The sequence below is a fragment of the Peribacillus sp. S4 genome (assembly GCF_046715815.1).
GTDB classification, from domain to species: Bacteria; Bacillota; Bacilli; order Bacillales; family DSM-1321; genus Peribacillus; species Peribacillus frigoritolerans.
This window is the reverse complement of sequence record NZ_CP175708.1, coordinates 918365-938229: the sequence shown is the minus strand read 5'-3', so window position 1 is coordinate 938229 and position 19865 is coordinate 918365. Positions and strand designations below refer to the sequence as shown.

The window sequence follows — 19865 nt, the reverse complement described above, 5'->3', positions numbered from 1 at the left end:
ATAAGCCGTTCTATTCAGGAAAAAGTAAGCGTTGTATTGAAGCCGATGAAACTGTATACTGATTTTTTAAACAAATTAGGAGGTGACGACTTGTATCTCAGTACGTTAATGAAAAAAGAGGTCTATGTCCTTGCTTTGATGTTGTTAACTGTGCCATTAGCAGGCGAATTGAGTTTTTATCCTTTCAATGAAACGTTTCGGGTAAGTTTTGGTGTGCCTGCATTTTTCTTCTTTTTACTATTATTACAAAAAACGCCTGCCATATTTTCGGGCATCTTGACAGGAACAATGGTTGTGATATTTCGCATTCTAATCGACTTTTTCATGCAGGATAATTTCTCCTGGATTTCCGCATTTCACGCTCATTATCCTAGTTTTTTCTTTTATTTTACCTATTCCGTTCTATTCTATTTTGCGAAAATCAACCGCTTTCAAAGCCGAACTTTGATTATTGGATTTATTGGTCTCATTATCGAAATATTGTCCGACTCCGTAGAATTAATCTTTCAATATATTGTGTTGGAAACAACGATTACGTTTGGTTCACTAAATGAGATGATCGTGATCGCATTCGGCCACAGTTTTATCGTTTTGAGCTTTTTTAATATGATGAAACTTTATGAAGCACAATCAAGGGAGAGGCAAATCAGAAAACAAAATGAACATATGCTGATGCTCATTTCCAATTTATACGAGGAAACGATTCATTTAAAAAAAACATTAAAAAATGCTGAGAATATTACAAAGAAATCATATGATTTGTATCGCGAATTAAAAGCATTGGAAAAACGGGAAAAGCAACTTCATGATCTTACAGAGCCATATAGTCAAAAAGCATTACGCATCGCGGGTGAAATGCATGAAGTCAAGAAAGATAATCAACGGATTTTTGCTGGTCTCTCCAAATTGATCTCCAATGAGAGTTTTAAAGATTATATGAATGCTGCTGAACTTTTTTATTTAATTATCCGAATTAATGAAAAATATGCCTTATCATTAGGAAAGGACATTCAATTTGAATACTCATTGGAAGGAAAAAACGATTCACCTTATCATGTATATACCGTGTTATCTCTTTTCAATAATTTAGTCGCCAATGCAGTGGAAGCAATTAAAGAAAAGGGAATCGTCCGTTTAAGTTTGTTTGAAATTAGTGACAATGTAGAATTTAAAGTTGCTGATACCGGACCTGGAATTCCTCAAAAATACCAGACTGTCATATTCAAACCTGGTTTTACATCAAAGTATGATCAGTTCGGGACACCTTCAACAGGGATTGGACTCTCATATGTTAAAGAAGTCGTGAAAGAACTGGGAGGGGAAATCCTATTTGAGAATAGTTTTAATGGCGCTGTTTTTTCAATAAAGTTACCAATCCAGAAGTTGATTCAGAAAGGGTGATTCCATGCGTTTTTTTATAACAGATGATGATTGTGCCATACGTTCAAACTTAAGCCAAATTATAGAAAACGAAGATTTAGGTGAAGTGGTGGAGGAAGCGGAAGATGGCAGTCTATTGGAAGGGCATATTTTGAATTTAAAACAAATTGATATATTATTTATTGATTTATTAATGCCCATCCGGGATGGTATTGAGACACTTCGTCATATAAAAAGTACATTTAACGGGAAAATAATAATGATTTCGCAGGTAGAATCCAAGGAGTTGATTGGCGAGGCTTACTCGCTCGGAATTGATTATTATATTACTAAACCAATCAATCGGATTGAGATATTGACAGTCATTCGAAAAGTCATGGAACGCATCCATTTAGAAAGATCGATCACTAATATCCAAGCCTCTTTAAATAGTGTATTGAACTTTGAACAGCTAAAAGTTGATAATTCCAATAGTTTTAATGAAAAAAGTATACGGGAGGTGGGTGAATTCCTTTTATCGGAATTAGGGGTCGTTGGAGAAAATGGCGCAAAAGATTTAATGGAAATGCTTCAGTATTTATTTATGTATGAACGGACTTTTACTTTTGGAAAGCAATTCCCCACCCTTAAAGAAATCTTTGTAGAAATCACCAAAAAAAAGCTCGGAACAGCAGCTTTGCCGGTTGATATCAATCGGGAAATAAAAGCTGCCGAACAGAGAATACGCAGAACGATTAACCATTCGTTAAATCATTTCGCTTCGCTAGGTTTAACGGATTTTTCGAATCCGAAGTTTGAAAATTACGCTTCCAAATTTTTTGATTTCACAGTCGTTCGCCAAAAGATGAAAGAACTGCAAAATGATTCAAAAATCGTTCTTACACCTACCCGGGTAAATACAAAAAAGTTTATTCAAGTATTTTATTTCGAAGCGAAACGATTGAATCCTGATGAAATAAATAGATATAGATAATACATGATTAAATACGAAAAATTACGGAAGAACCAAAAAACATAAAATCCCCTGAATGATTTCAAGGGATTTTAACAATATCTTATTTTTTCAACAATAAATACATGAAATAAGGTGCACCGATCAATGCAACCATGATACCTGCGGGAATCCCCTCGGGTTCAATTATATTTCGGCCTATCGTATCGGCAAGCAGCAATAGCCATCCACCGATTAAAATGGCAACCGGAATGAATAGTTGATTTCGAGGTCCTACCAAGGATTTTGCTATATGCGGGGACATAAGTCCAATGAATGCAATCCCGCCTGTAACAGAAACGGCAGCCGCTGCCAGTGCCACAGCCGTGATCAGCAGTACGATCCGCTCCTTTTCAATCGATACACCGACCCCAATTGCGACCGGTTCACTTAAACCAAGCAGATTCAAACGATTTGCTTTATATAAGGTGAATGGAATGAGGATGATTAACCATGGAATGATTGCCCAAATGAAAGGCCAATCCGTGCCCCATATATTTCCTGCCAACCATTTTGCGATGAAATCGACCTTCGCTCGTTCCGCTGACGAAATGAGGACAATCATCAGGCCTGAAAGCGCCATTGAAAAACCTACGCCGATCAACACTAACCGGACGGGTTCAAGTCCACTCTTCCTCTTGTATGAGAGGATATATATTAAACAGGCCGTCAGTAACGCTCCGATAAAACCAACAAGGGGAACCATATAAACAAAAGAACCAGCGTCAAGCGGGAAAAACAGAAAGAATGCGGCAATGGCAACACCTGCTCCTGAGTTGATCCCGATGATTCCGGGATCGGCTAAATCATTACGTGTGATCCCTTGTAGAATGGCTCCCGACAGTGCAAGGGCCATGCCTGCTAAAAGGGTGATGATGATACGCGGTAAGCGGACGGAAAATAATATGAATTCCTCTTTAAACGTCCCTTGCCCGAAGAGCGTTGGAAACAGTCGTCCTATAGAAAGATTGGAATATCCCGAACACGTCCCTATAATGATCGTAATGATGATGAGTACACTCAATGCACCTATTATCCAACGCTGTTTTTTGACTAAAGCTGACTGGATCATGAAAATGCTTTACCTCCTTTACGCACGATTAGGAGGAAGAAAGGTAAACCTATCATCGCAACAACCGCTACCACAGGTGTTTCATATGGAGAATTGATCGTACGGCCGATCGTATCGGCAAGCAGCATGAAAGTGGCTCCCAAAATCGCAGACATAGGGAGGATGAATCGATAATCCGTACCCACGATAGCCCTAACGATATGTGGGACCATTAACCCGATGAACACCATATTTCCGACAAGCGCAACGGCAGCCCCTGCCAGGAGGATGATGACCACGAAGAGAACCGCCTTTATTTGTGTTGTCTTTTGCCCTAAGCCTACGGCCACTTCTTCACTTAAGCTAAGTATGGTGAGCTGTCTGGAAAAGATAAGGGAAATCAGGATTCCTATTAGAATGAACGGAACGATTACACGAAGCTGCTCCCATGAAGTTCCGATATTCCCGCCAGCTGTCCACATCGATACATCTTTTGATACCTTGAAATATATGCCGACCCCTTGCGAAACGGCAAATAGGAATGCAGAGACTGCAGCACCAGCCAATACGATCCTTAATGGTGAAAATCCTCCCTTTTTCATCGTACCGATTCCGAAAACCATGGTTGCCCCGACAGCGGAACCTATAAAACACGCAATCATGATCCCTAAATTATTAGCATTTGGAATGAATGCCAAAGTGATGGCGAGACCTGCATTGGCTCCTGCCGTCAATCCAAGCAACCCGGGATCGGCAAGTGGATTTCTTGTCATTCCCTGCATGATGGCCCCAGAAACGGCAAGGGCTGCACCCACAAAGATTGCCCCCACTTCACGAGGGAAGCGGATTTCCCGAATGATTGAAATCTTTTCACCGACAGCATTTGATGTCAGTGCTTGCCAGACGTCTTTAACGGTAACATCAGCCGCACCAAATGCCATTGAAATAATGAACATGCCTATAAAGGCGACGATCGCTATGATCAGTTTACTTATAAATGGGATGAAACGTTGATTTTCATTAGTCATCTGTCTCTCTCATTTCTTTTTTTATAGAATAAAAGGAGAGGAATTGGAATCCCTCTCCCTCGCAGTATTATTTTCCAAGAAAACTTTTGGAAAAGAAGTCTAATTGGTAATCTAATGTGATTGGATCATTGAAGTAGAATTTTTTTGCATCAGCTTCATACAGTTTATTGTTTTTAACGGCAGGTATGTTTTTAAACGTTTCAGTTTGTTGGAATGAATTGTCCTGATCTTTGTTATTGCTCAAAATCACATAATCACCTGCATAGTCTTTAAGGACTTCTAATGATAAGGCAAAGTAACCATCTTTCAGTGCCACTTCTTTTACCTTTTCAGGCATACCCAATTTCATTTCTTGATAAAGGATTTCCGTTCCACGTCCCCAATTATCACCGTATACATAGAACTGTTTGTCAAACTTTTCGAAAACTGAAACGGTAGCATCTTCTCCAATTTTGGCTTTAATTTCATCACCAGTCGTTTTTGCCCGTTTTTTGAAATCATCCACCCATGCTTGAGCTTCTTTTTCTTTATTCAAAAGTTTACCGATTTCTACATGTTGTGTTAAATAGTCAACTTTTCCGTATGTATAAGTTACGGTTGGAGCAATTTCCTTTAATTTATCGACATTTTTAATCGTGGATAAACCAATGATTAAATCCGGATTCAACTCGATGATCTTTTCCAGGTTTTCGTCCGTCACTTCTTCCACATCTTTTAACTCTTTAAAATTCGGGTTCATTTTAGACCAGGAATCAACCCCTACAAGGTTAACATCCAAAGCCATTACGTTACCTGCGAAAGATGATAGTACTAAAACACGCTGAGGATCTGCGGGAACTTCAACAGGACCATTTTCAGATTGATAGGTGATGGTACCTGATTTTTCTTTTTTGGAAGCGGAGCTTTTTTCTTTTTCGGCTGACTCGTTACCACAAGCGCTAATAATTAACACTAACAGCAGTATAAACGGAAACATTATCTTTTTCATTTGTTGTCAAATCTCCTTTTAGTAAGTTGTATGTGCTGCACATTGGTTTGTTCGTTCGTTGATCTCGTCCGATTACCGCATCAATATGGAATACTTCCTTAAGAACTTCATGAGTGATGACTTCTTCACAATCTCCTGCTTTGACTATTTCCCCGTCCTTTAAGGCAATGATATAGTCGGCAAAGCGAGCAGCTTGGTTTAAATCATGAAGAACCATGACAATTGTACGTCCCTGTTCTACATTCAGCCTCTGTAATAATTCCAGAACCTCCAGCTGATGGGCCATATCCAAATAGGTGGTCGGCTCATCAAGGAAGATGATTTCCGTTTCCTGGGCAAGGGCCATCGCAATCCAAACACGCTGGCGCTGACCTCCTGAAAGAGCATCCACGGGACGGAACTTGAAGTCTTTCGTGCCGGTCACTTCAAGTGCCCAATCAATCACATCATAGTCTTTCTGGGTCAGGCGCCCAAAACCTTTTTGATAGGGAAAGCGCCCATATGATACGAGCTCCCCAACCGTCAAACCGCTTGCACTCTCGGGTGTCTGCGGAAGTATGGCCATTTTTCTTGCAAGAATCTTAGTGCTTTCTTTTGAGATATTAACCCCATCTAAAACAACCGTACCTGATTGATTTGGAATGATTCTGGTGATCGCTTTCAAAAGTGTCGATTTCCCACATCCATTTGAACCGATGATCGTTGTGATTTTTTTATCTGGTATTTCCACACTGAGATCTTTTACAATTAAACGTTCACCATAACCAATATTCAAATTCTCTGTATATAGGCGAACCATTTTTTAACCTCCATTTACTGAAAAAAATAGGTAAGTAAAAACTCAAATGAAAATGATTATCATTATCCACTACTTAATTACTATAATTCTATCTAAATATATTGTCAATGGTAATTTCATGGTCATATAAGAAGAATTTCTGACAGTATTTTTGGGGCCGGTCCGTATTACCGACTGACAATGAAAACAATAAAGATCCCGGAGACGTTCCCGGGATCTGTACTGTTTGCCTCATACTCAGCACTTTGGCAAGAATATTCCTAATAGGCCATTTTCATTAATCAATGTTTCTTAAATCCTTGCTTCTCAACATAATCCTTCATGTACAGCCTGCTTTTCTTTCCAAGCATTCCTGCCATTTGCCCGGTCCAGGTGTCTTTTCGTTTACCTTTAGTCCGAAGCTCATAATAACTGGAAATCGTTTCATTATACTCTTCAAGTTGTCCGATGAACTCTTGCTTATCCTCCTGATATCCATTTTCATGATAAATGTTGGACAACGGCAAGCGCGGCTTTTTATCCGAACGGTTTTTCGGATATCCGACCGCTAGAGCGAATAATGGTATAACACGATGCGGTATATTCAAAATCGCTGACACTTCCGGGAGATTATTGCGGATCCCGCCTATATAGCAAATGCCTAGATCCATCGATTCTGCCGCCAATGCTGCATTTTGGGCCGCTAGAGCCGCGTCAATACAGGCAACCATGAATTTCTCGGTACTTTCAATTGATTCGGACAGGTCCGTGTTTTCCATTTCGGAAACCATATCCTGACGATATAAATCGGCGCAAAAGACGAATAGATGTCCATTCTTCTCTACATATGACTGTGGTCCGGCAAGTTCGGCAAGCTTGGCTTTCTTTTCCGGGTCGGTTACCCCTATGATTGAATACGCTTGAATATAACTTGAAGTCGATGCAGCTTGGGCACATTCCACAATCGTATTGATTTGCTCCCCAGACAATAACTTGTCCTCAAAGGAACGAATGGAACGGTGATCTAAAATCTTCTCAATAATGTTATTCAATGCTCCCACCCCTAAAGAATATGTAAAGTATCCATCATCGGGGCTAAAATGCCCCCGATGACAGTATTGATGAAACTTAACCTTTTGTTTTCAAATCCAATTCACGGTAATTTTGCTGTCTAAGTGCTTCATAAACCAAGATGGCTGCCGTATTCGACAGATTAAGGGAACGTACTTTATCCGTCATTGGAATCCGCAGGCACCGATCCATATTTTCTTGGATCAGATCTTTCGGGAGACCCGTCGTTTCACGGCCAAAAATGAAGAATATCTCACTTTCTTGATCACTGTAATCGAAGCTGGAATGCGGCTGCTCCCCAAATTTCGTCAAGTAATAAAATTCGCCGCCGGCGTTTCTTTCAAAAAACTCTTCTAACGAATCATAATAATGGATCTTTACATTTTCCCAGTAATCGAGCCCGGCCCGTTTGAGCTGTTTGTCATCCGTCGAGAAACCGAGCGGGCGAATGAGATGTAAAGACGTATCCGTCCCTGCACATGTTCTTGCGATATTTCCTGTATTTGCTGGAATCTGTGGTTGATATAAAACTACATGTATTGACACTTCATTTTCACCTCTAGTTTGAACTTCATCTTAATTATAGCATTAAACAAAAAAGACTAAAAACCTATCACCCTCCATCCAAAATCACAAAGAATTTATAAACGATGTTCGGTGTATATCTTGTTGAATCCTCATACGTCCAATATCGGTGACGGCTGTTCATCGTATGTGCATTCACAAGCGGCATCCCGTCCTGATCCTTCGCCGTTACAATCAAGTTATGGTCGAACCGTCCGTCCCCTTCGAAATCTATGCAGAGGATATCGCCCAAATTCAATTCCTTGGCCGACTCCACCTGCTTTGTCCTGATGGCATTCCCGGCTTTAAGCAGATGATATAAAGAATGAGCTGTCGTCCATGTATAACTCCAGCTTTTCCCCCTTATCCACCAGCCCTTATTTTTATTTGGCGCCCCCCACATCGGTATTCCCCCTGCATGTAAACATTGTGAAATGTAATTCGTACAATCATCGGTGAATTTATAATAAGCCGGATTGAATTCATTCCACCAACGCTCGGCATATTGAACGGCCTTCATTCGATCATACCTATATGCGAGACGATCTGCGCCTGGATCACATTTTGGCGGTGCCTCTTCGGTTTCAAAGCTGGGAATCAACTCATTTTCATCCACTATATACCCATTTCGAAACCGTGCCTCCCTTTCTTCCATTTCTTCTTCTATATAAAATGAATCCTCCTGTTTCAATAAATATTGCAGATGGACATGATAAGTAAGGACTGTATCCCTGTCTTCCTTTCTCTTCGAATGTACCTTGCCTGCCGCATTCACCCGAACAATTTCGGCGGCGCGGTTCCTCAACATTTTCTTCTTCAAATGTAACTTCCTTTCACCCCGTTCCAGATCATCTGTAGTATAAAACTCCACTCTTTCTTGTAAAAGGCGTTGCAATTGTTCCCTCAAGTTCATGCCCTCCTTCTTACCATCTATGCTAATGTGTATGTACGAGGCATGGACAAAAACACAACTTCATAAATGTGGGAGTTTCAATCCTTAACCATAATGAAACTTTTTATAAAGATTTTCCTTGAAGGAACCGGAATATCTTAAGCAAAGGCTGTTTTCACATACTTTGTTGCTATTTACCAAGTAGTGCGGTGTGGTTGATTTCCCCTCCAGATGCTCGCTTTCCGCGGGGCGGGCGGTGAGCCTCCTCGGCGTAAACGCCTGTGGGGTCTCACCTGTCCCGCTGCTCCCGCAGGAGTCTCGCACTTCCGCTCCAATCAACCTTAAATAGTTTCGTTTTAAAAACAACCAATCTTTACGAAAAGAGCCTAAGCAAAAAAGCCGCCCCGTTATATTTACGAGGCGGCTGCATTTTAAATATTATTTTGTTTCCAAGGTAAACTGCAGTCCTTTCTCAATTTCCGCCAATACCTCTTCATCCTTTTCCTTCATTCGTGCTTCTTCCAATGCGGAAACAGCCTGCTCCCGGCCAATTTTCCCAACTGCCCAGGCCGCCGTCCCCCTGATGACAGGTCGCGGATCATTCTTCATGACCTGTATCAATAGAGGCAATGCCGTTTCATCTTTGAAATGGGCCAATGCTAAAATGGCATTTCGTTGGATTGGTTTTTTACCGCGCCAAGAGCCAGATACATGGCCGTATGTCTCTTTGAAGTCCCGATTTGAAATTGTAAGCAGGGGTTTTAACAGCGGTTTCGCCAGCTCGGGATCGGGTTCCATTTCTTCATGAAAATGAAAATCCATTCCTTTGTTTTTCGGACAAACGGTCTGGCATGTATCACATCCATACAAACGATTGCCTATTTTCGTCCTGAACTCATCCGGAAGGAAACCTTTTGTCTGTGTCAAGAACGCAATGCAACGCTTGGAATTTAGCTGCCCGCCCTGAACGAGCGCTCCAGTCGGGCAAACATCGACACATTTATTGCATGTCCCGCATTGATCTTCCATCGGTTGATCCGGTTCAAATGGCAGGTTGGTGATCATATCTCCCAAGTATACATAAGACCCGAACTCCGGTGTGATGATCATACTGTTTTTTGCACTCCAGCCAATACCTGCACGCTCAGCCACTGCCCTATCTGATAACTCACCCGTATCAACCATGGACTTCATCATTGCCCCGGGCACTTTATCTTTAATGAAATTCTCAAGTAACTGCAATTTATTACGAAGAACGGTATGATAATCCGTTCCCCAAGACGCCCGGCAAAAGATCCCGCGGCGTTCACTTTTTGTACTTTGCGGAGCATCCTTCAATTTCGAAGGATAAGCAAGCGCAATCGAAATGATGGATTGCGGTTTATCGAATATCAATTCAGGCCTTACCCTTTTTTCTATATCGGCTTCTTCAAACCCTGACTGGTAATCCAGTTCCTGTTGACGTATCAGCCGACCTTTCAGTTCGGTGAAAGCCGTAGCCGAAGTAAAGCCGATTTTATCGATGCCGATTTCCTTACTATATAAAATCACTTCTTGCTTGAATGAGTTCATATCCATATTAATCACCTACGTTCATTCAGTATTCCCATTGAAGCTTGAATCCATTTCAAACCATTGCTATCTATGATAAACTAATTGCAATCATTTTTGGAGGTGAAACGGTTGGAAATTACCGTATCAGCTAATCTTAGCAGTAAAATCCCTGAATTTAAAGTCGGGGTCATTACATATGAAAACATCGAAGTCGGTCCCTCCCCGCAAATGGTGAAAGGAAGACTTCAACTATTTCAGGAAGCTCTTTTCTTCGACCTTGAAGAAAAGGAATTGACCGACTTTTCCGGCATTAAAGTGTGGCGGGAAATTTTCAAGGCTACAGGAACAAACCCATCACGGTATCGTCCCTCCGTGGAAGCCCTATACCGCCGCGTGAAAAAACAGAATTACTTGACGCCCATCCATTCGGCCATCGATTTGAATAACTTCTTCTCATTGTTATATGAAGTTCCGATCGGCATTTATGATGCTGAAAAATTAATGGGAGACATCTCGATCAAGATTGGCGAGGGGGCAGATGGGTATGACGGTTTGAACGGCCGCTTCAATTCCATGGAAAATATGATTACCTCAGCCGATCATGCTGGCGCATTCGGAAGTCCCTACGTTGATTCAGAACGCACGAAAGTCACTGAGGAAACGAAAAAAGCCATCCAAATCATTTATTTACAACCCAATACTTCAACCACGGAAGCAAATCAGCTAACGAAATCCTTGATGGATATGTTCCTTGAAATCCACGGTGGTGAAGGGACTTACTCGATTATGGAAGGATAATTACGGAAATAAACCCTTTCCACAATCGGAAGGGGTTTTTTCATTATTGTTCCACTTAATAAAACCAGTGAAAAAGGTTCTTAAAAATTTCTTTTCAGTCGATTCCAGAAATCTGCTCCCTTTCCGCCGACTGTCTGCCAAGCCTCCTCGACGTAAACGTCTCCGGGGTCTCGACTAGCCAGTTACTCGGCAGGAGTGTCGCATATTTCTTCCATCCTTTAAGGATTAATGTAAAAAACCTCAAGGATCACCTCGTCTTAAACTTGGTTCGGGATGTCCAGCCTACGGTTTTTTCTTAATATTTCATTCCAGTCGATTCCAGAAATCAGCTCCCTTTCCGCCGACTGTCTGCCAAGCCTCCTCGACGTAAACGTCTCCTGGGTCTCGGCTAGCCAGTTACTCGGCAGGAGTGTCACATATTTCTTCCATCCTTTAAGGATTAATGTAAAAAAACTCAAGGATCACCTCGTCTTAAACTTGGTTCGGGATGAATCCAGCCTACGGTTTTTTCTTAAATTACATTCCAGTCGATTCCAGAAATCTGCTCCCTTTCCGCCGACTGTCTGCCAAGCCTCCTCGACGTAAACGTCTCCGGGGTCTCGACTAGCCAGTTACTCGGCAGGAGTGTCGCATATTTCTTCCATCCTTTAAGGATTAATGTAAAAAACCTCAAGGATCACCTCGTCTTAAACTTGGTTCGGGATGTCCAGCCTACGGTTTTTTCTTAATATTTCATTCCAGTCGATTCCAGAAATCAGCTCCCTTTCCGCCGACTGTCTGCCAAGCCTCCTCGACGTAAACGTCTCCTGGGTCTCGGCTAGCCAGTTACTCGGCAGGAGTGTCACATATTTCTTCCATCCTTTAAGGATTAATGTAAAAAAACTCAAGGATCACCTCGTCTTAAACTTGGTTCGGGATGAATCCAGCCTACGGTTTTTTCTTAAATTACATTCCAGTCGATTCCAGAAATCCGCTCCCTTTCCGCCGACTGTCTGCCAAGCCTCCTCGACGTAAACGTCTCCGGGGTCTCGACTAGGCAGTTACTCGGCAGGAGTGTCGCATATTTCTTCCATCCTTTAAGGATTAATGTAAAAAAACTCAAGGATCACCTCGTCTTAAACTTGGTTCGGGATGAATCCAGCCTACGGTTTTTTCTTAAATTACATTCCAGTCGATTCCAGAAATCCGCTCCCTTTCCGCCGACTGTCTGCCAAGCCTCCTCGACGTAAACGTCTCCGGGATCTCGGCTAGCCAGTTACTCGGCAGGAGTGTCGCATATTTCTTCCATCTTTTAAGGATTAATGTAAAAAAACTCAAGGATCACATCGTCTTAAACTTGGTTCGGGATGTCCAGCCTACGGTTTTTTCTTAATATTTCATTCCAGTCGATTCCAGAAATCCGCTCCCTTTCCACCGACTGTCTGCCAAGCCTCATCAAAGCAAACGTCTCCGGGGTCCCGGCAGCCGATTTGCAATGGTTACTTTCTGCCTTTCGATTGATAATCATCGATGCTACATAAGCCTGGTACGCCTTTCTCATCCCCTTTAACAAAAAAGCACAAACTTATTCAAACTGATTCTACTAACGTAGTTAATCATATTGACTAAGTTTGTGCTGCATCGAAATCCCCGCACTCCCGGATGAAGGATGAATCAAAAATTTTTCGGGTATGACTACTGTATTACCGCTTCGATAAATGCAGGGAATTTGGACAATAAAAAAATCCCACTGTAAACAGTAGAATTCTTGTAATAATATTAAAACGCAAAGCTTCGTTCTCCAGGTAACGAAACCCTACGTTATGAGTATGTATTGGAGCGGGTGAAGGGAATCGAACCCTCATCATCAGCTTGGAAGGCTGAGGTTTTACCACTAAACTACACCCGCATATTCTTGTAGAAGTTTGTCGAATTACCAATCAACAAAATTAATTATATAGTTTAATGTGAAAAAATGCAATAGGTTTTTAAAAAAAATTAATAATTAGCGTATTGTAACGTTAATATATTCATTCACTCTAGTAAGTATGTTAAAAAGTCCTCTGATTCAGAGAACTTTTTTCATCCTATATGATGATTTAAGACCAAATGACTTCCATTAAACGCGGATAAACCTGCTGTGCCGTTTCAAGCAGCATGATTAACTTCCTGAACGCCAGATCCGGTACGATATCCCCCTCAATGGAGTATGAATAACGAATCGAAATGGTCCCATTTTCTTCATACAGTTTGGAATACCTGAAATTAGCATTAAATTCATTCAACAGTGTATGTACATCCTGTTTCTTTTCAGGGTTCTTCAACTCGGCGACATTAAAGCAAAATAAGTCCGCCACATTTTCATCTTGATTGAAAGCAAATACTAAAAGGACCTTCCACCCGTCCTTTAACTTTTGCTCGGCTCTAAAAAAGGTGGTGCCATCTTCATTCAACTCATTCATATAGATTTTCTCACTAGTTAAAAAATCACGAAATTTAGCAACGTTTGACATGGTTCATCACCTTTCTGTTTATAAGTCCATTTTATAATGAAAACAAGCATTTTTACAGACTTTTCTATTATCCTGCCAATTTCCTCCTTTTAACAGGGGCGACCTTAAAAGGAAGGGAGTCATATATGAACTCCCTTCCTGGATTGGTTATCCAGTTGCTTCTCCGCAAAACTGAAGCGCTACTTGCAGGTCCAAAATTACCTGGCGGATTTTTGAGTATCCTTCCATTTCAGGAACTCTTTATTCGTAAGTGGTCGACCTTTATCTGCCGCTATCGTCATGGCTTATCCTTCAAATGGTTTAAGAGATACCACTAATATATTTTACTAGAAAGGAAATCGGCCTTTTCCCGATTGAATATCGAAAAAAGGCCGATTTTGTTATTGCTCCTTAAAAATCACAACGAAGAACCTTCCTCAGCTATATTTCCATAAAACTTATAGTTGAGCGAATTCGGGTTCCGCAACTTTTACAAGCTGTTTTCCGAGGTTCGTTCCTTTAAACAGACCTAAAAATGCATCCGGTGTGTTTTCGAACCCTTCAATAATCGTTTCTTCATACTTCAGCTTTCCTTCTTGAAGCCACTTACCTAATTCCGTAGCACCCTCCTGGAATCTAGCAGCATAATTTCCAACTGTGAAACCTTTCATTAGTGCACTGGTTTTGATCATTGCCGATTGCAGACGCGGTCCTAGATCTTTTCCTTCCGCGTTATATGAGGAAATCGCCCCGCATAATGGAATTCGGGCATTCGCATTCAAAAGTGTAAAAACAGCATCGGACACCTCGCCGCCCACATTATCGAAATAAACATCGACTCCATCAGGAACAGCATTGGCTAAATCTGTCGCAAAACTATCACTTTTATAATTTACGGCTCCATCAAACCCGAGCTCTTTTGTTAAGTACTCAAGTTTTTCATCCGAACCAGCGATGCCAACAACCTTCGCACCTTTAATCTTAGCAATTTGTCCGACTACTGAACCAACTGCTCCAGCTGCTCCTGAAACGACTACCGTTTCACCTTCTTGAGGTTTACCAATATCAAGCAAACCAAAATAAGCAGTTAAACCGGTCATTCCAAGAATCCCCAAATGAGTTGTGACCGGAGCCACCTTGGGATCAATCACACGGATTTCCTTTTCAGTGACAACTGTGTATTCTGCCCAGTCGATATTCCCAACAACGACGTCCCCTTGTTTGAAGGAATTTGATTTCGACTCAACAACTTCAGCAACAACGCCCCCCGTGATGACCTTATTCAATTCAAATGGAGCTATATATGATTTGGTATCTTGCATTCTGCCACGCATGTATGGATCGACAGATAAATATAGTGTACGCACTAAAATCTCATTATCCTTCGGTGTGGGAACTTCACTCTCAACAAAGTTAAAATCCCCTTTCGAAGGCATACCTTTCGGGCGATTTGCCAGGGTGATTATTTGTTGTTTGGTTTGTGTCATCATTGTTCCTCCTTGGTTTGAATACGTAATTTCGAAAAGAAGCGTATCACTGATGAAGTTCATAGGTCAAAGAATATGATTGGCTATTGCTTCCATAACACTATTTATGTATCCTTTCCTGAAAACCTCAAACTTGCTACAGCCTATTATGTCCCATGTTTTTCATTTTAATAAACGTTTCGCTCACCAGAAAAATTTAACGGCCTTTCCCCGATTGGATACCGGGAAAAGGCCGCAGCTTGAAATACTCTTTTTTTATTTTCCGTTACAGGGCTACTGCCCCTTCTTCTTATGAACTATTTCATGGATAGTCTACATCAATTTTGAAATGAACATCGTTGCAATTCCAAAGTAAATTAGTAACGAGAGTATATCATTCAGTGTTGTAATTAGCGGACCAGACGCAACTGCGGGATCGATGTTGAATTTATATAATATCAAAGGAATAATGGTCCCAGCTAAAGTCCCGATAATCAGGGTCATCACCAATGAACTTCCAACCACTAATCCCAAAACGGGATTTCCCTGCCAAACATAAGCTATGATGGAAATTAATATTCCGCAGGTGATGCCTATTATCAAGCCAACTTTCAGTTCCCGTATAATGAGCCTGGTCACGGCTCCTTTATCCGTATCGCTAGTGATTAGGCCTCTTACAACAACAGCTAAAGATTGAGTGCCTGTATTTCCAGTCATCCCTGCGATCATCGGCATAAAGAAGGCAAGTGCAACAACTTTGGACAAGGTTTCTTCAAAACCGCTTATAATGGTTCCGGACACTAATCCGATGAATAAAAGTAAAATAAGCCAGGGCAGCCGACGATATGCGGCCACATGCGCCTTCGTGTCAAAGTCTATAGCTTTACCGGATGCCGATAATTTTTCAATATCTTCATTCGCTTCCTTAATGACAACATCAATAATATCATCGACGGTTACAATTCCTAATAACTCATTATTTTTTTCAACTACTGGAATTGCTAAAAAATCATACCGCTCGATAACACGAGCCACCTCTTCTTGGTCTTCATCTGCAGAAACGGAGATAACCCGGCTGTACATAATATCTTGAATTTTTTCAGATTCATTATTTATTATTAAATCCCGATAAGAGACAACACCTACTAATTTTTTATCATTATCTATTACATAAAGATAGTTGATCGTTTCCGAAAACTCCGCAAAGATTTTCAGTTTTTCAACTGCTTCACGCACCGAATAATGTTGGGGGATCCATACAAAACGGTTTGTCATGATTCTCCCTGCCGTTTCAGGGGGATAATTCATGATATTTTGAACGATTTTTGATTCTTCTTTTTTCATGCCAGAAAGAAGTTCTTCGATTTTTCCAGGGGATAGGTCCTCTAACAATGAAGCTAGATCATCATTATCCATTAAATCCATTACATGGCCGGATTTTTCTATTCCCAATTTACTAAGGATTTTTAATTGATGGACTTTCTCAACTTCTTGAATCAGTTCAGCGATTTGTTCTGAATCGAGTAACAACAAGAAGCGTGTATGATGTTTTTCTGGGAGCCCCTCAAAAATACGCGCAATGTCATATGGTTGGAGTTCATCCAATATCGCTTGAAATTCTTTCTTTTTTCCTTCTTTTAATACCTTTATGATCTGTAAAGTCATTTGATCTTCACTCCTTTTTAGGGGAGCCAAAAAATATTTCCCTTAAATATTAAAAGTAAAAAAAATATTATTATTCCCCTTCCAAAATCTTGTTTCCATTCACGAGTATGTCGTCGTGAATAGTTATCCAAATCCCTCACCTCCAGGAAAAAATAAAAACACCTCCATTACAAATGAAGGTGTTAAATACGGTATATATGCGTACATTGTCTGGATGACAAATACAAACAGCCGTATATGACTGAATGACAAATACAAGCATAAATCCAGTTCCTCCATTCGTAGAGCTTTAGCACTGTGTGGCATAGGACAAAGCCAGCTACATTAAAAACCACCTTATGTCGATGGTTTCTGTTGACCCATTGGCGTCTTTCGACATTTTTGGGCAGTAGCGTATCTCCTACACAGGAGCCTCACCTAACGAGGATATTTAATTTACACATCCACTCTAAAAGAGTTTCATTTAGATGTCAATGGTTAATTCAAATAATTCTAACTTTGACCTGATATCCATCCCCAAAAAAGTTACCTAAAAAAAACACCGACTTTTGCTCTCCCGGTTATTATGCCTGATTGAATGTCCCTTCGATATTTTTTAAGAATTCCTCTTAACAGCCACAATTGCCACCCTATTTAAAAGGATACAACGGAGAAATACACGCAACTACAAAGGAAAATATTGGAATTACATATTGAAACTTACTTATAATGAAGACGGATATCCAATGACTGAGTCTAATTATTTTAAGAAAGGAACTGGCTCAAATGAAAAAAATTTTTTCGATTATATGTATTATCGTAAGTGCTGCTTTATTAATGGCTGGTTGCAGAACCAAGGACGAGGTACAGGTGGAAGAGAAATCGAAGGAAGTGAGCTCATTGAACGCTATTGAAGGCAGATGGGAAGGAGATATTAAGATCCCAAATCAACCGCTTCCAATCATTGTTCATTTTACGAAGAAAGATGGAACGATAAGTATTCCTGTACAAGGGTTGAATGAATTCCCCTTAACAAGTGTAAGGTTAAGTGAATCAGACTTGTTTTTTGATATGAAAATCCAAAACCAGCAAATTACGTTTGATGGGAAAGTAAATCAGGATAAGATTTCAGGAACATTCGTTCAAAAAGGGCAAGCCTTCCCCTTTGAATTGCTCAAGAAATCCGATCAGGCAGTTGAAGAAAAAGAATCAGGTGAAATCGTGCAGGCCGACTTAAAGAACGGAACCATTAAAGGCCTTTTAGAAACACCAAAACATGAAGGGCCTTTTCCTGTGATGATTATAATTGCGGGTTCCGGGCCGACCGATAAAGATGGTAACACCATTGCAAATCCCGGAAAAAATAATAGTTTGAAAATGTTAGCCGAAAGTCTTGCTGAAAAAGGGATTGCAAGCATCCGGTATGATAAGCGCGGAATTGGTGAAAATTTGCAATTGGCAGGAAAAGAAGAGGACCTGAGATTTGAACAGTATATTGATGATGCAGCTGCCTGGATCCAATTTGCCAAAAAGGATGGCCGTTTTTCCAAAGTCGGCATCATCGGCCATAGCGAAGGCTCGTTAATTGGAATGGCAGCCGCAAAGAAAACAGAAACAGACATATTCATTTCATTGGCGGGTGCAGGTGAACCTATTGACCAAGTTCTCATCAAACAGCTTGAAGAGCAGCTTGCACCGGCGTTATTAACGGAATCCAAAGATATTCTGGCAAAGCTAAAACAAGGAAAACAAGTCGAGACTGTCAGTGCTGATCTGCAAAGTGTATTCCGCCCCTCTGTTCAGCCTTACATGATTTCTTGGATTCAATATAACCCGCTAGAATCAGTAAAGGAACTGAATATCCCTGTTCTAATCGTAAACGGCAATAGAGACATTCAAGTGCCGGCAACTAATGCAAAAGCTTTACATGAGGAAAAAGGCGATTCAGAATTACTTATAATCGAAAAGATGAATCATGTATTGAAAGAAGCCCCTGCAGATCGAGCAGGAAATTTAGCAACCTATACAAATCCTGAACTGCCATTATCCTCTGGATTGGTGAGTGGAATCATTGAATTTTTAAATAAAAATGACATCACCAGAAATTGAGAATTGTGTCTCCCCCGGGTTTGCAAAGATCACTCAAATGATTCTCGTGCCCACAATATTAAGGTAAATAAGGAGATCAAAATTGAAAATTATCGCTTTAAAATTACCAATTGATTTGAATGAAAATACTTATGAAGAAATGCTCAATTTGTGTTCTCGACAAAGACAATTGAGCATACACAAATTACAAAAGATAAAGGATAAATACCGTTCTTTATTTGGGGAGCTATTAGCTAAGTGGTGCATAAGTGACAGTTTAAAAGATCCATTTCAAAATATCCAATTTGTCTTAGGTGAAAATGGGAAACCCCATCTAGCAGGAGGAAGAATTCACTTTAATATTTCCCATTCGGGTGATTGGGTTGTTGTTGGCATTCATAATGATTCCATAGGCGTTGATATAGAAGAGGTCAAAGATTTCAACATCTATGAAATTGCCAAAAGTACTTTTAGCAGTGAAGAACTAATGTATTTAATTAAATCACCCAAAGCTAATCAAATCGAAATTTTCTTTAAAATGTGGACGCTGAAGGAAAGCTGGTTAAAATGTATAGGTTCAGGTTTTTTGGTTCCCCCAAATACTTTTTCAATCTTGAATAGAAGGAATCGTTATAGTTTAGAAATACCAACTGAGGAATTTTCAAAAATAAAATCACTAGGTTTAAAAATTGGAAATACGTATGACTATCGTTTTAAGTTGTATCATCTTGGACCTGGGTATCCCATAAGTGTTTGTATTAATAACGGAAATGAAAATCACTTTGAATTCCCTGATAATATCGATATTATAGAATTGAATAGTTTAATGAATGAGTTGAAAACACTTTAACGGTAAGCCCTATTTGTTTTCAACTTCTTCAATTTTTTTACGCCTCGCTGAATGGAATCATATTAATAAAGCATCTTCATCACCTCAAGCTTTATTCATTCTTTTTAAAAAAATGAAGACTTTAGGCATTTTATCTAGATGGCAAAACAATGTTGAGTGGAACGTAAGGTGCTAGACGCCTGCGGGAAAAGCGAGTGCCTGGAGTGGAAATCAAAGTTCAAAATGTGCTACCGAAAAAAATGTAGACAAAC

At 40.4% G+C, this 19865-nt stretch carries 20 protein-coding genes, 1 tRNA gene and 1 riboswitch; of the genes, 5 read left to right on the top strand and 16 right to left on the bottom strand.

Annotated features, from left to right (window positions below; translation table 11 throughout):
- The first annotated feature begins 138 nt into the window (after positions 1–138).
- Both ACJ9PY_RS04520 and ACJ9PY_RS04515 read left to right on the top strand, forming a co-directional pair.
- Entirely contained in the window at positions 139–1401 is a 1263-nt protein-coding gene (locus tag ACJ9PY_RS04520) for a sensor histidine kinase (protein ID WP_145505152.1), read from the top strand.
- A gap of 4 nt (positions 1402–1405) precedes the next feature.
- Complete coding sequence (locus ACJ9PY_RS04515) at positions 1406–2353, top strand: response regulator (protein WP_411739556.1); 948 nt, start codon at positions 1406–1408, stop codon at positions 2351–2353.
- An 82-nt stretch (positions 2354–2435) separates the two neighbouring features.
- Here ACJ9PY_RS04515 and ACJ9PY_RS04510 read toward each other — a convergent pair whose 3' ends face one another.
- The 8 genes from ACJ9PY_RS04510 to queG all read right to left on the bottom strand — a co-directional run bounded on the left by ACJ9PY_RS04510 (position 2436) and on the right by queG (position 10321).
- A complete protein-coding gene (locus ACJ9PY_RS04510; RefSeq protein ID WP_098864969.1) occupies positions 2436–3443 on the bottom strand; it encodes a FecCD family ABC transporter permease in 1008 nt (335 codons plus the stop codon).
- Positions 3440–4450 (bottom strand): FecCD family ABC transporter permease, encoded by a 1011-nt coding sequence (locus tag ACJ9PY_RS04505; protein ID WP_145504877.1) that lies wholly within the window; start codon positions 4448–4450, stop codon positions 3440–3442. The genes ACJ9PY_RS04510 and ACJ9PY_RS04505 overlap by 4 nt, the downstream gene beginning before the upstream one ends.
- 67 nt (positions 4451–4517) lie before the next feature.
- The gene (locus ACJ9PY_RS04500) at positions 4518–5438 is read right to left on the bottom strand and encodes an iron-hydroxamate ABC transporter substrate-binding protein (RefSeq protein WP_098864968.1); all 921 of its coding nucleotides are present in this window, start codon (positions 5436–5438) and stop codon (positions 4518–4520) included.
- Positions 5389–6237: an ABC transporter ATP-binding protein gene (locus tag ACJ9PY_RS04495; RefSeq protein ID WP_057275622.1), complete on the bottom strand. Its 849-nt coding sequence runs from the start codon at positions 6235–6237 to the stop codon at positions 5389–5391. The genes ACJ9PY_RS04500 and ACJ9PY_RS04495 overlap by 50 nt, the downstream gene beginning before the upstream one ends.
- A 281-nt stretch (positions 6238–6518) precedes the next feature.
- Complete coding sequence (gene nfsA, locus ACJ9PY_RS04490) at positions 6519–7268, bottom strand: oxygen-insensitive NADPH nitroreductase (RefSeq protein ID WP_063577254.1); 750 nt, start codon at positions 7266–7268, stop codon at positions 6519–6521.
- 76 nt (positions 7269–7344) lie between these two features.
- On the bottom strand, positions 7345–7833 hold the full coding sequence (trmL, locus tag ACJ9PY_RS04485) for a tRNA (uridine(34)/cytosine(34)/5-carboxymethylaminomethyluridine(34)-2'-O)-methyltransferase TrmL (protein WP_034315177.1): 489 nt from the start codon (positions 7831–7833) through the stop codon (positions 7345–7347).
- A gap of 67 nt (positions 7834–7900) precedes the next feature.
- Complete coding sequence (locus tag ACJ9PY_RS04480) at positions 7901–8758, bottom strand: amidase domain-containing protein (protein WP_057275620.1); 858 nt, start codon at positions 8756–8758, stop codon at positions 7901–7903.
- Positions 8759–9181: 423 nt separating this feature from the next.
- Positions 9182–10321, bottom strand: a complete 1140-nt coding sequence (gene queG / locus ACJ9PY_RS04475; RefSeq protein WP_034315181.1) for a tRNA epoxyqueuosine(34) reductase QueG — start codon at positions 10319–10321, stop codon at positions 9182–9184.
- 105 nt (positions 10322–10426) lie between these two features.
- On the opposite strand from queG, the gene ACJ9PY_RS04470 reads away from it, so the two are divergent.
- Complete coding sequence (locus ACJ9PY_RS04470; protein ID WP_063577256.1) at positions 10427–11095, top strand: phenylalanine--tRNA ligase beta subunit-related protein; 669 nt, start codon at positions 10427–10429, stop codon at positions 11093–11095.
- A 257-nt stretch (positions 11096–11352) separates the two neighbouring features.
- On the opposite strand, the gene ACJ9PY_RS04465 is transcribed toward ACJ9PY_RS04470, so the two are convergent.
- The 8 genes from ACJ9PY_RS04465 to mgtE form a co-directional block, all read right to left on the bottom strand.
- Positions 11353–11553: a hypothetical protein gene (locus ACJ9PY_RS04465; RefSeq protein WP_411739555.1), complete on the bottom strand. Its 201-nt coding sequence runs from the start codon at positions 11551–11553 to the stop codon at positions 11353–11355.
- 228 nt (positions 11554–11781) lie between these two features.
- Positions 11782–11982, bottom strand: a complete 201-nt coding sequence (locus ACJ9PY_RS04460) for a hypothetical protein (protein WP_411739555.1) — start codon at positions 11980–11982, stop codon at positions 11782–11784.
- Between the two features lie 53 nt (positions 11983–12035).
- Positions 12036–12197, bottom strand: coding sequence for a hypothetical protein (locus ACJ9PY_RS04455; protein WP_411739554.1), 162 nt, complete (start codon positions 12195–12197; stop codon positions 12036–12038).
- Between the two features lie 228 nt (positions 12198–12425).
- Positions 12426–12635 carry a hypothetical protein gene (locus ACJ9PY_RS04450; protein ID WP_411739553.1) on the bottom strand — a complete coding sequence of 70 codons (210 nt, stop codon included), beginning with the start codon at positions 12633–12635 and terminating at the stop codon, positions 12426–12428.
- A gap of 274 nt (positions 12636–12909) precedes the next feature.
- Positions 12910–12983 (bottom strand) — tRNA-Gly (locus ACJ9PY_RS04445).
- A gap of 190 nt (positions 12984–13173) precedes the next feature.
- Positions 13174–13587 (bottom strand): YbjN domain-containing protein, encoded by a 414-nt coding sequence (locus ACJ9PY_RS04440; RefSeq protein ID WP_053533892.1) that lies wholly within the window; start codon positions 13585–13587, stop codon positions 13174–13176.
- Positions 13588–14024: 437 nt separating this feature from the next.
- The gene (locus tag ACJ9PY_RS04435; protein ID WP_048684398.1) at positions 14025–15053 is read right to left on the bottom strand and encodes an NADP-dependent oxidoreductase; all 1029 of its coding nucleotides are present in this window, start codon (positions 15051–15053) and stop codon (positions 14025–14027) included.
- 312 nt (positions 15054–15365) lie between these two features.
- Positions 15366–16697: a magnesium transporter gene (mgtE, locus tag ACJ9PY_RS04430; RefSeq protein WP_411739552.1), complete on the bottom strand. Its 1332-nt coding sequence runs from the start codon at positions 16695–16697 to the stop codon at positions 15366–15368.
- Between the two features lie 266 nt (positions 16698–16963).
- A riboswitch (M-box (ykoK) riboswitch) is annotated at positions 16964–17129 on the bottom strand.
- 333 nt (positions 17130–17462) lie between these two features.
- On the opposite strand from mgtE, the gene ACJ9PY_RS04425 reads away from it, so the two are divergent.
- Positions 17463–18785 (top strand): alpha/beta hydrolase family protein, encoded by a 1323-nt coding sequence (locus ACJ9PY_RS04425; RefSeq protein ID WP_411739551.1) that lies wholly within the window; start codon positions 17463–17465, stop codon positions 18783–18785.
- Between the two features lie 82 nt (positions 18786–18867).
- On the top strand, positions 18868–19614 hold the full coding sequence (locus ACJ9PY_RS04420; protein WP_411739550.1) for a 4'-phosphopantetheinyl transferase family protein: 747 nt from the start codon (positions 18868–18870) through the stop codon (positions 19612–19614).
- Positions 19615–19865 lie beyond the last annotated feature (251 nt).

Excerpts from the sequence above, each read along its gene's own strand:
- ACJ9PY_RS04520 (WP_145505152.1), top strand. The coding sequence starts at position 139 with ATGTTGTTAACTGTGCCATTAGCAGGCGAATTGAGTTTTTATCCTTTC.
- ACJ9PY_RS04515 (WP_411739556.1), top strand. The coding sequence starts at position 1,406 with ATGCGTTTTTTTATAACAGATGATGATTGTGCCATACGTTCAAACTTA.
- ACJ9PY_RS04510 (WP_098864969.1), bottom strand. The coding sequence starts at position 3,443 with ATGATCCAGTCAGCTTTAGTCAAAAAACAGCGTTGGATAATAGGTGCA.
- ACJ9PY_RS04505 (WP_145504877.1), bottom strand. The coding sequence starts at position 4,450 with ATGACTAATGAAAATCAACGTTTCATCCCATTTATAAGTAAACTGATC.
- ACJ9PY_RS04500 (WP_098864968.1), bottom strand. The coding sequence starts at position 5,438 with ATGAAAAAGATAATGTTTCCGTTTATACTGCTGTTAGTGTTAATTATT.
- ACJ9PY_RS04495 (WP_057275622.1), bottom strand. The coding sequence starts at position 6,237 with ATGGTTCGCCTATATACAGAGAATTTGAATATTGGTTATGGTGAACGT.
- queG (WP_034315181.1), bottom strand. The coding sequence starts at position 10,321 with ATGGATATGAACTCATTCAAGCAAGAAGTGATTTTATATAGTAAGGAA.
- ACJ9PY_RS04450 (WP_411739553.1), bottom strand. The coding sequence starts at position 12,635 with ATGAGAAAGGCGTACCAGGCTTATGTAGCATCGATGATTATCAATCGA.
- ACJ9PY_RS04440 (WP_053533892.1), bottom strand. The coding sequence starts at position 13,587 with ATGTCAAACGTTGCTAAATTTCGTGATTTTTTAACTAGTGAGAAAATC.
- ACJ9PY_RS04435 (WP_048684398.1), bottom strand. The coding sequence starts at position 15,053 with ATGACACAAACCAAACAACAAATAATCACCCTGGCAAATCGCCCGAAA.
- mgtE (WP_411739552.1), bottom strand. The coding sequence starts at position 16,697 with ATGACTTTACAGATCATAAAGGTATTAAAAGAAGGAAAAAAGAAAGAA.
- ACJ9PY_RS04425 (WP_411739551.1), top strand. The coding sequence starts at position 17,463 with ATGAAAAAAATTTTTTCGATTATATGTATTATCGTAAGTGCTGCTTTA.